General features: G+C 46.8%; 15 protein-coding genes and 2 tRNA genes. 5 read left to right on the forward strand and 12 right to left on the reverse strand.

What is annotated here, in order from left to right; translation table 11 throughout:
* Window positions 1-91: 91 nt before the first annotated feature.
* From L4C35_RS20310 to mutY, 5 genes are all read right to left on the reverse strand, one after another.
* Window positions 92-167 (reverse strand) — tRNA-Asn (locus L4C35_RS20310).
* Window positions 168-213: 46 nt separating this feature from the next.
* Window positions 214-289: transfer RNA gene (locus tag L4C35_RS20315), tRNA-Phe, on the reverse strand.
* A 186-nt stretch (window positions 290-475) separates the two neighbouring features.
* Window positions 476-1,609, reverse strand: coding sequence for a membrane-bound lytic murein transglycosylase MltC (gene mltC, locus L4C35_RS20320; protein WP_428464615.1), 1,134 nt, complete (start codon window positions 1,607-1,609; stop codon window positions 476-478).
* 138 nt (window positions 1,610-1,747) lie between these two features.
* Window positions 1,748-2,020 (reverse strand): oxidative damage protection protein, encoded by a 273-nt coding sequence (locus tag L4C35_RS20325; RefSeq protein WP_371704635.1) that lies wholly within the window; start codon window positions 2,018-2,020, stop codon window positions 1,748-1,750.
* A gap of 111 nt (window positions 2,021-2,131) precedes the next feature.
* The gene (gene mutY / locus L4C35_RS20330; protein ID WP_428464616.1) at window positions 2,132-3,199 is read right to left on the reverse strand and encodes an A/G-specific adenine glycosylase; all 1,068 of its coding nucleotides are present in this window, start codon (window positions 3,197-3,199) and stop codon (window positions 2,132-2,134) included.
* 297 nt (window positions 3,200-3,496) lie between these two features.
* On the opposite strand from mutY, the gene trmB reads away from it, so the two are divergent.
* The 3 genes from trmB to L4C35_RS20345 all read left to right on the forward strand — a co-directional run bounded on the left by trmB (window position 3,497) and on the right by L4C35_RS20345 (window position 5,735).
* On the forward strand, window positions 3,497-4,234 hold the full coding sequence (gene trmB, locus L4C35_RS20335; RefSeq protein ID WP_048901005.1) for a tRNA (guanosine(46)-N7)-methyltransferase TrmB: 738 nt from the start codon (window positions 3,497-3,499) through the stop codon (window positions 4,232-4,234).
* Between the two features lie 89 nt (window positions 4,235-4,323).
* On the forward strand, window positions 4,324-5,244 hold the full coding sequence (gene glsB / locus L4C35_RS20340) for a glutaminase B (protein WP_048901006.1): 921 nt from the start codon (window positions 4,324-4,326) through the stop codon (window positions 5,242-5,244).
* 47 nt (window positions 5,245-5,291) lie between these two features.
* On the forward strand, window positions 5,292-5,735 hold the full coding sequence (locus L4C35_RS20345; RefSeq protein WP_428464617.1) for a hypothetical protein: 444 nt from the start codon (window positions 5,292-5,294) through the stop codon (window positions 5,733-5,735).
* Between the two features lie 88 nt (window positions 5,736-5,823).
* Here L4C35_RS20345 and hemW read toward each other — a convergent pair whose 3' ends face one another.
* From hemW to L4C35_RS20380, 7 genes are all read right to left on the reverse strand, one after another.
* Window positions 5,824-6,984 (reverse strand): radical SAM family heme chaperone HemW, encoded by a 1,161-nt coding sequence (gene hemW, locus L4C35_RS20350; protein ID WP_428464618.1) that lies wholly within the window; start codon window positions 6,982-6,984, stop codon window positions 5,824-5,826.
* Window positions 6,984-7,577 (reverse strand): XTP/dITP diphosphatase, encoded by a 594-nt coding sequence (locus L4C35_RS20355; RefSeq protein ID WP_428464619.1) that lies wholly within the window; start codon window positions 7,575-7,577, stop codon window positions 6,984-6,986. The genes hemW and L4C35_RS20355 overlap by 1 nt, the downstream gene beginning before the upstream one ends.
* 195 nt (window positions 7,578-7,772) lie before the next feature.
* Complete coding sequence (locus L4C35_RS20360; protein WP_428464620.1) at window positions 7,773-8,201, reverse strand: DUF4426 domain-containing protein; 429 nt, start codon at window positions 8,199-8,201, stop codon at window positions 7,773-7,775.
* Window positions 8,202-8,367: 166 nt separating this feature from the next.
* Window positions 8,368-8,667 (reverse strand): DUF167 family protein YggU, encoded by a 300-nt coding sequence (yggU, locus tag L4C35_RS20365; RefSeq protein WP_428464621.1) that lies wholly within the window; start codon window positions 8,665-8,667, stop codon window positions 8,368-8,370.
* Window positions 8,664-9,221, reverse strand: coding sequence for a YggT family protein (locus tag L4C35_RS20370; protein WP_428464622.1), 558 nt, complete (start codon window positions 9,219-9,221; stop codon window positions 8,664-8,666). The genes yggU and L4C35_RS20370 overlap by 4 nt, the downstream gene beginning before the upstream one ends.
* Before the next feature lie 9 nt (window positions 9,222-9,230).
* Window positions 9,231-10,049 carry a pyrroline-5-carboxylate reductase gene (proC, locus tag L4C35_RS20375; protein WP_428464623.1) on the reverse strand — a complete coding sequence of 273 codons (819 nt, stop codon included), beginning with the start codon at window positions 10,047-10,049 and terminating at the stop codon, window positions 9,231-9,233.
* Between the two features lie 103 nt (window positions 10,050-10,152).
* The gene (locus tag L4C35_RS20380) at window positions 10,153-10,863 is read right to left on the reverse strand and encodes a YggS family pyridoxal phosphate-dependent enzyme (RefSeq protein WP_428464624.1); all 711 of its coding nucleotides are present in this window, start codon (window positions 10,861-10,863) and stop codon (window positions 10,153-10,155) included.
* Between the two features lie 23 nt (window positions 10,864-10,886).
* On the opposite strand from L4C35_RS20380, the gene L4C35_RS20385 reads away from it, so the two are divergent.
* Window positions 10,887-11,924, forward strand: a complete 1,038-nt coding sequence (locus L4C35_RS20385; RefSeq protein WP_428464625.1) for a type IV pilus twitching motility protein PilT — start codon at window positions 10,887-10,889, stop codon at window positions 11,922-11,924.
* 9 nt (window positions 11,925-11,933) lie between these two features.
* Entirely contained in the window at window positions 11,934-13,040 is a 1,107-nt protein-coding gene (locus L4C35_RS20390; RefSeq protein WP_428464626.1) for a PilT/PilU family type 4a pilus ATPase, read from the forward strand.
* Window positions 13,041-13,414 lie beyond the last annotated feature (374 nt).

A 13,414-nucleotide genomic window follows, 5' to 3' on the forward strand; every position in this document is an offset into this window, starting at 1 on the left:
CTACTGATTACAAGTCAGTTGCTCTACCTACTGAGCTAAGTCGGCACACGAATTCTTGTTTGTCATCAAGCTATTGCTTAACAACTAAATTTGGCTCCCCTTGCAAGACTTGAACTTGCGACATACGGATTAACAGTCCGCCGTTCTACCAACTGAACTAAAGGGGAATTGCTATCGTTGCTTGCACCATTTTTAACTACTAAAGAGAAGTAATGGTGCCTCGAGGCGGAATCGAACCACCGACACGAGGATTTTCAATCCTCTGCTCTACCGACTGAGCTATCGAGGCAACGGAGCGCTATTAAACGGCTTTTGGGCGTTGTCGTCAACCATTTTTTTTAGATAAAACAGTAAATCGGCCTGCTTGCTGGAATTTTGCCCATTGAGGTGGCGGAATCGCATAAGTGAAGCGTGATTCCGCGATTTTTACCTTGCTAACGTCACTTTTTGCGGGCCAGTGACGTTAGCAATAAGGCTAAATTTTGCCTTGGTTAAACTCTTTTTGGAATGTTGTTACCTTTTGCAAGTAACGTCTTGCTTCGGCTTTCGGGTGTTTATTGGTCAATGCCCAGTAAACCTGATTCGGTTGCAGGTTATTTAAATCTTTCATTGCCCGCTTGCGATCATTGCGGTTAAAGGTATTTAGCACGCCGCCCGTACCGCCGTTATAAGCCGAAATCATGCTGTAGTGCAGCGAGGTTGGGTGTTTGACATCCCTTAAATAACGGTTTTTTAAGATGTAAAAGTAGGCTGTACCTGTGTCGATATTTTTTACTGGGTCGAACAAATACTCGGGAGATGGCACACCTGATTTCTTTTTCACCAACTTAAAAACATCGGCCCCAGCGGTTTTAGGTACCACTTGCATCAACCCGTACGCATTCGCGTGGCTCACGGCATAAGGGTTAAAGCTGCTTTCCGTTTTGATAATGGCGTAAATCAGATCTTCATTGATGCCATAACGTTTTGATGCATCACGCACTATGCTCGCGTATTTATAGCCACGCTTGTCGACATGGTTAGCTACCATAGGGATCTCAACGTAATAGGCTTGCTGAAAGCGTACTTTGCGTTTTTTGATCTTGTTTTGAACTAAATAATCGGCAAAGCGATTGGCACGCCATGACCACTCAACCGGCTTTTTATCTTGATCCAGTACTTGGCCAAATAGAAAGGGTTTACCACCGACTTGGATTTTTTGATCAGAATACAGATCGACCCCAGCAGGATCGTCGGGGGTTAAAAGGGTGGTGACGATGGCGGCTTTTAGGTGTTTTTCTGGTTCAGTTTTGGCAACTGTACCCACTACCACCACACCACGGTCAAAGTCGACGTGAGCACGGCTTTGGTAGCCATCGGTGTATTTTACGTAGTGGTGTTTACTGGCGATCATACTGTCGTTGCCCCAATAGCGTTCGACTTCGCCATTGAAGGAGTTGATCAGCTTATCGAGGGCGACTAAATCTTTGGTGAACTGACCAGGAAGCGGTGCTAGGTTATTGGCAAAACGGTTGGTGGTGGTGTAATCCACATCGTATATTTTTTCAATAAACTCACGGCTACAGCCACTTAGCGCAAGTAGAGATAACAGAACTAAACGTTTTTTCATAACACCGACAGATAAAAAAATGACACCATTTATGTAGCGACAAATGATGTCATTTTCTGAACGTCACAGTAAGTCTTTTTCATTTTAATGATGACAAATCGTGACGCTCAATAGCTATATCGTCAAGATACCGCTGTTTTATTCACTTGGTGGCGTATAGCCATCAATGATCACGTCTTGGCCTTCAAACAGGAATTTAACCATTTCTGTTTCAAGTAATTTACGGTGCTCGACATCCATCATGTTAAGCTTTTTCTCATTGATCAGCATGGTTTGCTTACCTTGCCATTCAGCCCAAGCTTCTTTAGAGATGTTGTCGAAAATGCGTTTACCAAGTTCACCTGGGTAAAGTTGGAAATCTAAACCTTCCGCATCTTTTTTAAGGCGAGTACAAAATACAGTACGGCTCATTGAGCGGCTCCTTCAGTCATAACCTTATTACGTACGCAGCTAGTTATACCAGAGTGGCGCGACAGCTGCCAGAACTCCCATGCCTATCGCAAATCCACTCATTTTTTAGGGTTAACCGTTTACCAGCTGATAGTGCAAGCTCGCTAAAATCTGTTGAACGGGCGCGGCTAAGCCAATTTTTGCAGGCTGGCGTAAATTATACCATTGGCCATTTTCTCGGATCTGGCATGGCTGCTTGTCCAAGGTGAAATGCATGGGAGTAATGTCGAGATGGTAATGGCTAAACGTGTGACGAAAAGCAGTCAATTGCTCTTGTGCTACGACATTCGCTTGAGTGGCGAGGCGCTGTTCAACCAGATCAGCTAATTGATCGTTATCGTGTTGTGGGAAACACCACAGTCCGCCCCAAATCCCCGTCTGTGGGCGTTGTTCTAGCCAGACTTCATCGCCATGCTGCAAAATGACAAACCATGTCTGCTTTTCTGGCATTACTTTCTTGGGCTTTTTGCCGGGGAACTCGGCTTGGCGCTCTTGTGCTTTGGCTTGGCATATATCATTAACCGGACACAATTCGCACTTGGGCTTACTACGGGTACAAATCATCGCCCCCATGTCCATCATGGCTTGGTTATACCGTTCTACACCTTGTGTGGGAGTATTGGCATCGGCAATCTCCCACAGTGCATTTTCGACCGACTTTTTACCGGGCCAGCCTTCGACGGCATAGCAACGTGAAAGGGTGCGCTTGACGTTACCATCTAAAATCGAATGATGTTGCTTTAGCGAAAGCGAGAGTACCGCCCCCGCAGTTGAACGGCCAATGCCAGGCAGGGCCTGAACTTGATCGATATCGGTTGGGAAAACGCCGCCATGTTCGTTCACTATGCATTGCGCTGCTTTGTGCAGATTACGTGCTCGGGCATAATAACCAAGCCCAGTCCATAGGTGTAGGACTTCATCTTGTTCAGCAGCGGCCAAGTCTTGCACGGTTGGAAAACGGGCCAAGAAACGCTCGAAGTAAGGAATAACAGTTGCAACTTGAGTTTGTTGCAACATGATTTCGCTTAGCCAGACTTTATAAGGCGTTTTTTCTAATTGCCAAGGCAAGGTTTTACGGCCAAATTTATCGTACCAAGCTAAAATAGCGTGGGAGAAGGCATTGTTGACAGGATTGCTCACAGGACTCTACTTAGGCGTGTCGAGTGCACGCTCTTTAATGTGTTTAGTTTTGTCTATTGCGACGTTATATTCGCCATGGATTGCATCATAAAGTCAGTGTTCTCGCAATGACAGTCACGATGGTTACTGTGTCGTTCGTGAAGATTGATTCGGACGTGATCTGCACGGTTAATGTTTTTTTCTGTTCTTGATGGCATAAGCAGGGTGCTGAATTCGACATCAGACTTGCACTTATCTCATAACTTTGGATAATGCCGTCGCTTAGTTTTTATTCTTTTCTAGTTTAGGAAACCCCCCATGAGTGAAGTTACAAAGAAGTCTGGCGACGTTACGCTGACTGAATTTACTGAAGACGGTAAGCTGGTTCGTAAGATCCGTAGCTTTGTTCGTCGTGAAGGTCGTTTAACCAAAGGCCAAGAAATGGCGATGGAAAAACACTGGCCGACTATGGGTGTGGACTTCGTTAAAGAAAACCTAAACTGGGCTGAAGAATACAACCGTGAAGCACCTGTTGTACTTGAAATTGGTTTTGGTATGGGCGCATCGCTAGTTGAAATGGCGAAGAACGCACCAGAGAAAAACTTTATCGGTATTGAAGTACACAGTCCAGGTGTTGGCGCATGTCTAATGGCGGCGGGTGAAGCTGAACTGACTAACCTTCGTGTAATGTGTCACGATGGCGTGGAAGTGTTTGATTACATGATCCCAGACAATAGCCTAGACACAGTTCAACTGTTCTTCCCAGACCCATGGCACAAAGCGCGTCATCACAAACGTCGCATTGTTCAACCTGAATTCGTTGAAATGCTACGCAAGAAGCTTAAAATCGGCGGTGTATTCCACATGGCGACAGACTGGGAAAACTATGCTGAGCACATGGTTGAAGTGATGAATGCAGCCCCAGGCTACAAAAACACGGCAACTGATGGTGATTATATCCCTCGTCCAGAAGATCGCCCATTAACGAAATTTGAAGCACGTGGTCACCGTTTAGGTCACGGCGTGTGGGACATGAAATTCGCGCGTACTGAGTAATTCATCACGTAAAAATGCACTGAATTAACAGTCACCGTAATTTAAAAAGCCAACCTAGTGTTGGCTTTTTTGCCCTTGGAGTTGAAGAAATGAAACCAACAGAAGAGTTACTCGCTGGTATTTTGGATGAGGTTAGACCCTTAATTGGTAAGGGAAAAGTAGCCGACTATATTCCTGCCTTAGCCGAAGTTTCACCGAATAAACTGGGTATTGCCGTGTGTTATAACGACGGTGAAATTATTCAAGCAGGTGACAGTAGCGAATGTTTTTCTATTCAATCGATCTCCAAGGTGCTGAGCCTGACATTGGCGATGACCTTATATGAGCCAGAAGAGATCTGGCAACGGGTCGGTAAAGAGCCGTCGGGCCATGCGTTTAATTCGATGATCCAGCTTGAGCTTGAAAATGGTATTCCACGTAACCCCTTTATCAATGCGGGCGCACTCGTGGTGTCGGATTTACTGCACAGTCGTTTGTCTGCCCCACAATATCGCATGCTAGAGCAAGTGCGTGAGCTTGCCTGTAATCCGCATATTATCTACGACAAAGTCGTCGCCAGTTCGGAAATGCAGCATAGCGATCGTAATGCCTCTATTGCGTACTTAATGCGTTCATTTGGCAACTTTGAAAATGAAGTGATGCCAGTGCTCACTAACTATTTTAGCTATTGTTCGCTGCGAATGAGTTGTGTTGATTTAGCACGTACCTTCAGTTACTTAGCAAATAAAGGACTTCCTTTAGGCGCAAAAAAAACCATTATCAGCCAAACTCAGAGTAAGCAAATGAATGCATTGCTTGCGACCTGTGGCTTGTACGATGGCGCAGGGGAGTTTGCTTATCGTGTTGGGATGCCGGGTAAATCTGGGGTCGGTGGCGGCATTGTTGCTATCGTGCCGGGTGAAATGACGATCTGTGTATGGTCGCCAGAACTGGATCCTTCCGGTAACTCATTAGCGGGTACGGCAGCACTGGAATTACTTGCTGAGCGTATTGGCCGTTCAATTTTCTAGGGTGAGTTTGGTTTGTCCATCACCCTTTGTCGTTTAAAGGGGATGAGATGACAGGACTGAAGCAACCACGGAATAAACTACAGCAGCACACGATATCGGGTGTGTTTTTTCGCACTGTCTCAGCCGCGTTTATCTCGCTTGCGGTGTTAGGGGTGAGTGCGCTACAAGCCTGTGAACCCACTTGGCATAACCAAGTCTCCGTCGAACAAGGGGCGCTATCTCTTAATGACGGCAAACATGCCTTTACTGTCAATGCCGAGGGTAAGCTCTATTTTGGTGTTCATCGAGTGGCATTAAGCGCGGAGCAACAGCAGGTGCTATTGGATTACCATCAATTGATGGTAGCGGATTTGACGCAAGCCTCGCCGGTGAGTGCTTCTAGCGAAATGAATGCGGATCTTTGTCAGAAAGTAGCAAAGCGCCAGCAACAAGAACAACACATTCAATCGACCATCCCAGCCCTAAAGGCTTGGCGTAGTGTGACTTTGTGAATGTGGACACGTTATAACAGACAATAAAAAGCGCGAATGTGGTGAGCATTCGCGTTTTTTGTTTTGACGCAACAATGAGGCTTGAGTGTTACTCGTCGTCTTCAGCGACAAAAGCGGCCAGTAAGTCGTTTAAGAATAACTTGCCGTGCTCGGTGATCTGCCATTGATCGCCTTGATCTTGCAAGAAGTTCTGCTCGATGGCCCAGCTGATGGTTGGCTCAATCGCGCTGAGCGGTAAGCCTGTACGATCGACAAAGTCTTGCTTTGGACAGGCTTCTAATAAGCGAAAGCGGTTCATGAAGAACTCAAAAGGACGATCTTCGAGTACAACTTCCGTTGCTTGATCAAGATAGGGCTTGGTTGGATTCAAATAGCCACGTGGGTGTTTTACTTTGACGGTACGAATAATACGCCCATCAGCAAAACTGACTTTACCGTGCGAGCCACAACCAATGCCAAGATAGTCACCAAAACGCCAATAGTTAAGGTTATGACGGCATTGATAACCTGGCTTGCTATAACCTGAAATTTCGTACTGCACATAGCCTGCGTCAGCCAGCAATTGATGACCTTGCTCGAAAATATCCCACAAATTGTCATCATCAGGCAGCGTTGGTGGCTTTGAATAGAACAAGGTGTTGGGTTCTATGGTCAGCTGATACCAAGACAAATGCGGTGGATTTTGAGCGATGGCCTGCTTGAGATCTGACATTGCATCATCAAGCGATTGATCGGGTAAGCCGTGCATTAAATCGAGGTTAAAGCTGTTTAAGCCTGCATCGGTTGCCAATAGTGCTGCTTTTTTTGCTTCATCGCTACCGTGAATACGGCCTAAGCGTGTCAGTTTTTCATCTTGGAAGCTTTGCACGCCAATAGAGATGCGGTTTACCCCCACTTGGCGATAAGCGTCAAAACGCCCAGCCTCGACGGTGCCTGGGTTGGCTTCCATGGTGATTTCAATATCATCACTAAATGGAATCCGCGCTTGGATCCCTGCTAATAAGCGGCCGATCTCTGGTGGCGAAATCAAGCTAGGGGTGCCGCCGCCAATGAAGATTGAGTGCAGCGGTCGCGCACTATCGTCGAGCTGATAAGCGGCTAAATCGATATCAAGATCGTCGAGCAACGCATCAATGTAGTCGAGCTCGGGAATATCCGCTTTTAAGGCGTGCGAGTTAAAATCGCAGTAGGGACATTTCTGAACACACCAAGGGATATGAACGTATAAGCTAAGCGGTGGTACTTGCATTAGGCTTCCTTTAGCGCTGCAAACAGTTGTTGCAGTGCTTTACCACGGTGCGACAGTTGTTTCTTACGTACAGGCTCGAGTTGTGCTGATGCGCACTGATCTTCAGGTACCCAGAATACAGGATCGTAGCCGAAGCCATTGTCACCGTGGGTCTCCGTTAGGATGCTACCTTCCCAGCTACCGTGGCATACCAAAGGTGTTGGATCGTTTTCATGGCGCATCATTACCAGTACACAATGGAAGCGTGCAGTGCGTTGGTCTGCTGGTACATCTTTCATTGCATCAAGGAGTTTCTCGATGTTCTGCTGATCGCTAGCACCTTCGCCAGCGTAACGCGCCGAATAAATACCGGGTGCGCCTTTTAGGAAATCAACCTCTAAACCTGAGTCATCGGCGATAGCAGGTAAGCCCGTTTCTTTGGCGGCGTGACGCGCTTTGATGATCGCATTTTCAATGAAAGTGGTGCCAGTTTCTGCCACTTCAGAGACGTTGTAATCACTTTGTGCAACCACATCAAAACCGAAATCAGCCAAAATAGTAGCCATTTCTTTTACTTTGCCTTGGTTGCCTGTTGCTAGTACAAGTTTGCTCATTACTTTTCCTCTGAAGTGCAGTCATTGTATCTGCCGCGCATCATACCCCATTCAATCACTTGATTCAGCAGATAGCTTTAGCAGCTTGGTGTCGTTGCTAGGTTCAGTCGGTTGTTAGCTCGTTCGGATAGCGAGAAAAGAAAAAGGCGGCTAAGAATAACTTAGCCGCCTGATATCAATCATTTAGTTCTCACCCTAATCGACAAAGAAAGTTTGCTTAAAATTAATGCTGCCATTGGTACCGTTTTGGCTGACATCGATATTAAATTTCAAGCTTTCTTCATTGGCATGGCTAATTTCAGCGATGTAATAAATGGCTTTGCCTTCGCGAATTTCGCGAAACGATAAGCGCTTTTCATTACCGAGTAAATTGCGTGCTGTACCAGACAGTACAGCAGTAACCGCAGGTTTCCCTTGCTGGCTCTTATCCAATACGGTGACATTGACGACTGCCGAGTAGCGGCTACGTTGGATACGATAGGTACTGGCGACTTCAGGTGTTAAGAAGGTTGATGGAAAGCTAGCGTAGTGTACTTCCAGATCGCCTATATTTTTGAGTTGTTCGGCTTGGGCTGGTAAGGCGCTGAACAAAAGCGCAGACAGCAAAAAAAATAGCTTTTTCATGACATTATCCTTTTGTTACTCACTTAGGTTTTATTCGTCGTTAATCAATAAGACCTTGGCGGTGTTATTTAATTACTCAAAGCGTAAGTGGGTAATACAGCGACTCCTCTAAGTATAGAGGAGTCGGGCAAATCCTTATGCGTAGCCATCATCGTTCAGATGACAGTTACGAATGTAATAGAGGTGCTACGCTGTCCGGAATGGTTTTGGGGCTTTCAATGCGAACTTGCTTATGTCGCCCTTGCATGCCTTTTTCAATGTTCACTTGCCCTTTCGCCACTTTAAACTGCTTGGCAAGGTATTTAGCCAGGTGAGCATTGGCTTTACCGTCGACCGGTGGCGCGGTAATGGCGATTTTGAGTTCATCACCATGCAAACCCACGATTTGATCGCGGCTGGCTTTCGGCTGAATATACAGCCGAATAATAAGATCATCGCCAGTACGAGCAACAGCGTGTTGACTCATAGTTTGAACCAAACTGGGCCCACAATATCGCCCATTAGGAAGTTCGCGAACTGCAAGCCAATAAACAGAATGAGCACACTCAGATCCAAACCGCCCATTTGTGGCAGGATACGACGGATTGGTGCGGTGAGTGGTTCTGTTAACTGGTGCATCACGTACTCAATAGGGCTGCGGCCTTGGCTCACCCAGCTTAGGATGGCACGGATAAGAAGTACCCAGAATAATAGCCAACCAGCTGCTTTTAGCATGGCTAACGCACCAACCCATAGGAAATCAGGGCTGAACATCATGTTACCGCCACTCACTACCATTTGTAGTGAAAGGAACTTCATGACGCTTAATACATACGCCAGCAATAAGGTTGCTAAATCTAGCGAGCCGATTGATGGAATAATACGGCGTAGCGGTGCCACGATAGGTTGGGTTACTTTAATCACAAATTGCGAAAACGGGTTATAGAAATCCGCTCGTGACCACTGTAACCAGACACGCAGTAGTACGACCATGATGTAGAGGTCAAATACTGTGTTTAATAAAAAAGCCATTGCATTCATATAGTAACCTTAAAAAAGTTTTTCCATTTCTTCAGCGCGAGAGACTGCAGCACGCATTGCTTTAGCTACTGTATCACTCAGCTGATGTTCGTTAAATGTGCGAAGCGCTTCCGCGGTGGTACCACCTTTGGATGTCACCTGTTCGCGCAGGGTTGAAAGTTCGAGATCCGGGCTGGCTTGGACCATTCCTGCTGCACCCAATGCGGATTGTTGCACTAACAAACGTGCCGTTTCTGCATCAAAACCTTGGTTAATGGCTTCTGCTTGCATGGCTTCCATAAACAGGAAGAAGTAAGCAGGTGCGCTGCCCGCAGCGGCAATCACGGCATTAATGCCAGACTCTTGTTCGACCCAACAGACTTCACCGACAGCTTGCATCAGTTGTTCTGCGAAGGTTTTATCTTGCTGACTCACAACTGCCGATGCGTATAACCCGCTCATTCCTTTGCCGATTAGCGAAGGGGTATTTGGCATGACACGCACAAGTTTGAGCTCGCAAGCCAACATCTCATTTAATCGCTGGGCAGAAATACCCGCAGCAATTGAAATCACCAGTTTGTTGTCGAAGTTAATACCTTGCAGCTTTTCACACACACAAGCCATTAACTGTGGTTTAACCGCTAATACAATAACATCGGCATGCTCGGCGGCACGCACGTTATCGTCATCGGTGTGAATGCCGTATTGGCGAGCAAGCGGCTCTCGGCGTTCAGCACTGGGTGCTGTTGCGGTAATGAGGTTGGCGTTGTAACCACTGGTTACCAGCCCTGCAATAATAGAGTGGGCCATATTGCCCGCACCAATAAAGGTGATTGAGCGTTGTTCCATTGAATAAGGCTCCTTGCCTGTTAACCCTTACCCTTTATTTATGGGGGTAAGAAATCATCTTTTCTAGGGCAGGTGCTATTGGCACATGCCAGATTGTTTGTGACTAAGCGTTAGTCGGGTAATCGCGAGCACCAAAAATTGCGGTACCGATACGAACAATGGTGCTGCCAGCAGCAATGGCTGCATCCATGTCACCACTCATTCCCATTGACAGGGTATCGAGTTGAGGGTGCTCGGCTTGCAGCGCTGTCATTGCATCGGACAATGATTGAAACGCAGCGAGTTGGCTGTCGTAGTCATGCGCTTTTTCGGGGATCGACATTAAGCCACGCAAGACTAAATTTGGCATGCTAGCAATGTCAGCTGCGACCCCCGCGAGTTCATCAAAGGTTAAGCCTGATTTACTGGCTTCACCGCTGGTGTTTACCTGCAGCAAGACATTGAGTGGTGCGCTTTCGCTAGGGCGTTGCTCGCTGAGACGGCGGGCAATCTTGGCACGATCTATCGAGTGAACCCAATCAAAGTGTTCTGCAATTGGGCGGGTTTTATTTGACTGAATCGGACCGATAAAGTGCCACTCCAGGCTATCTGCATAAGGTGTAGTGCGAAAATGTTGTACTTTTTCAACACCTTCTTGCACGTAATTTTCACCAAATGCACGATGACCAGCGGCTATCGCATCATCGATAGCGATAATAGGTTTTGTTTTACTCACCGCCAACAGTTGCACTGAATCGGCGTCTCGACCGCATTTTTCTGCTGCTGAAGCGATCTGAGTGATGACCTGTTCAATATTTTGCTTGATACTACTCATAATTGATTCTGTGGGGAAAATTAATGGATATCACCGAACTACTGGACTTTAGTGTAAAGCATAATGCCTCTGATCTGCACCTTTCTGCAGGGGTTCCACCAATTATTCGTGTCGATGGTGATGTACGTAAACTGAGTTTACCTGCTTTAGCGCATAGCGAGGTGCATCGCTTAGTTTTTGACATTATGAATGATGCACAGCGTCGTGAGTATGAAGAAAAGCTAGAAGTGGACTTTTCGTTCGAATTACCTGATGTCGGTCGCTTTAGGGTGAATGCATTTCACCAGTCTCGCGGCAGTGCCGCGGTTTTTCGTACTATTCCCATGCATGTGCCAACGCTGGAGTCGTTGAGTGTTCCAGATATCTTTTATGACATCGCCCAGCTACCGCGTGGCTTAGTGCTGGTAACGGGCGCAACAGGCTCGGGTAAGTCGACCACGATAGCGGCTTTGGTTGACTACATTAATGAAAACTACAACCGCCATATCTTGACGATTGAAGATCCGGTTGAATTTGTGCATCACAGCAAGCGTAGCTTGATTAACCAACGTGAAGTACATCGCGATACTCATAGTTTTCAGGCCGCGCTGCGTTCATCGCTGCGTGAAGATCCCGATGTGATTTTGGTGGGTGAGCTGCGAGATCAAGAAACCATTAGCTTGGCACTGACAGCGGCAGAAACGGGCCACTTAGTATTAGGCACACTGCATACCAGTTCAGCGGCAAAAACCATCGACCGTATTATTGATGTTTTCCCTGGTAATGATAAATCTATGGTGCGATCTATGTTATCGGAGTCATTGCGGGCGGTGGTGTCGCAGAGTCTATTGAAGTGTACCAGTGGCGGTCGTGTCGCCTCCCATGAAATTATGATGGCGACCCCCGCGATCCGAAACTTGATCCGCGAAGATAAAGTCGCACAGATGTATTCCATGATCCAAACTGGCTCAGCATCGGGGATGCAGACCATGGATCAAAGTATCAAGATGCTGGTGGCACAAGGCACGGTAGAGGCTGAAGAAGGCCGACGTGTACTTGATAGTGCTGCTAACAGAATGTAGGAGCGAGCAGTGACTTTACAAGACATTCTTGACCAGATGGTCGCGAACAAAGCCTCGGATCTTTACATCACGGTGGATTCGCCGTGTTTGTTGAAAATAGACGGTCAACTGCAAGCGGTCGGTGACAAGTTAGACCGTGCCGGTGTCGATGCCTTATTTGCTGAAGCGCTGGATCCTAAGCTAACCCACGAATTTGAGACCACCCGCGAAGCTAACTTTGCTTTGGTACGCAATGAATTGCGCTTTCGCGTCAGTGCTTTTTGGCAACGTGAATTACCGGGCATGGTGGTGCGCCGTATTGAAACGCAAATTCCTCGCTTGGATGAGTTATCACTTCCGATTGATATGGAGCGGATGGCACTGGCGAAGCGTGGTTTGGTTCTGGTTGTTGGGGCGACAGGGTCGGGTAAATCGACCTCGATGGCTGCCATGACGGGTTTTAGAAACCGTGAGCGTAGCGGTCATATCCTAACGGTGGAAGATCCGATTGAGTTTGTCCACCAGCACGACAAATGTATCGTGACTCAGCGTGAAGTTGGGCTTGATACCGAAAGCTATGAAGTGGCGCTAAAAAACTCGCTGCGCCAAGCGCCTGATATGATTTTGATTGGTGAGATCCGTACCCCAGAAACCATGGAGTATGCGATGAATTTTGCCGAGACGGGGCATTTATGCATGGCAACTTTGCACGCCAATAATGCCAACCAAGCACTTGAGCGTATTTTGCATTTGGTGCCTAAAGAGCGTCGTGATCAGTTTTTGTTTGATCTCTCGTTGAACTTGAAATGTGTGTTGGCACAGCAGTTGATCCCCGATGCGCATGGCGTGGGTCGCCACGCTGCATTTGAGTTATTGATCAATACGCCGCGGGTTGCTGATCTGATCCGCCGTGGTGAATTGCATGAAATAAAAGACACCATGGCGAAAGGGACCGACTCAGGAATGATGACCTTTGATCAGTCATTATTTGAGTTATTCAACAGTGGCAAAATTACCGAACAAGATGCCTTGCACCATGCTGACTCCGCCAATGATTTACGCTTAATGATCAAAAAAGGCGATAAATTCCAGCAAGGTAATAGCAGTCTTGAAGGGGTTACTGTGAGTTTTGATTAATGCGTTTACGCTTGGCTAGTATTACGCCTATCACGAGCTGATAGCTTTAGGGTTACTATGTACTTAGAGCTTAACAAACTGAGCTGCGCTATTAAGCCTCTATTTTATAGGGGCTTTTTTACATCCAACGATCTTGGCGATCAGCAATACAAGCTTTCGAGTAGATATAGTCCAAAAGCTGTACAGGCTGATCATCCCTTATGCGATGTGGATCTGAAAGGATCGATCTTGATGACTATCTGGTGCGTGCAGTTATTGGCTGGATAATAGATAAAAAGCTGATCTTTGTGGTGGGGGAGTCTTTGGGGAAAGAGAGATTACATCAATGGAAATAAAGAACGACGGCATGAAGCATGACGTCGTTTGGGTAAATA

The sequence above is a fragment of the Photobacterium kagoshimensis genome, from assembly GCF_050337045.1.
Classification (GTDB): domain Bacteria; phylum Pseudomonadota; class Gammaproteobacteria; order Enterobacterales; family Vibrionaceae; genus Photobacterium; species Photobacterium kagoshimensis.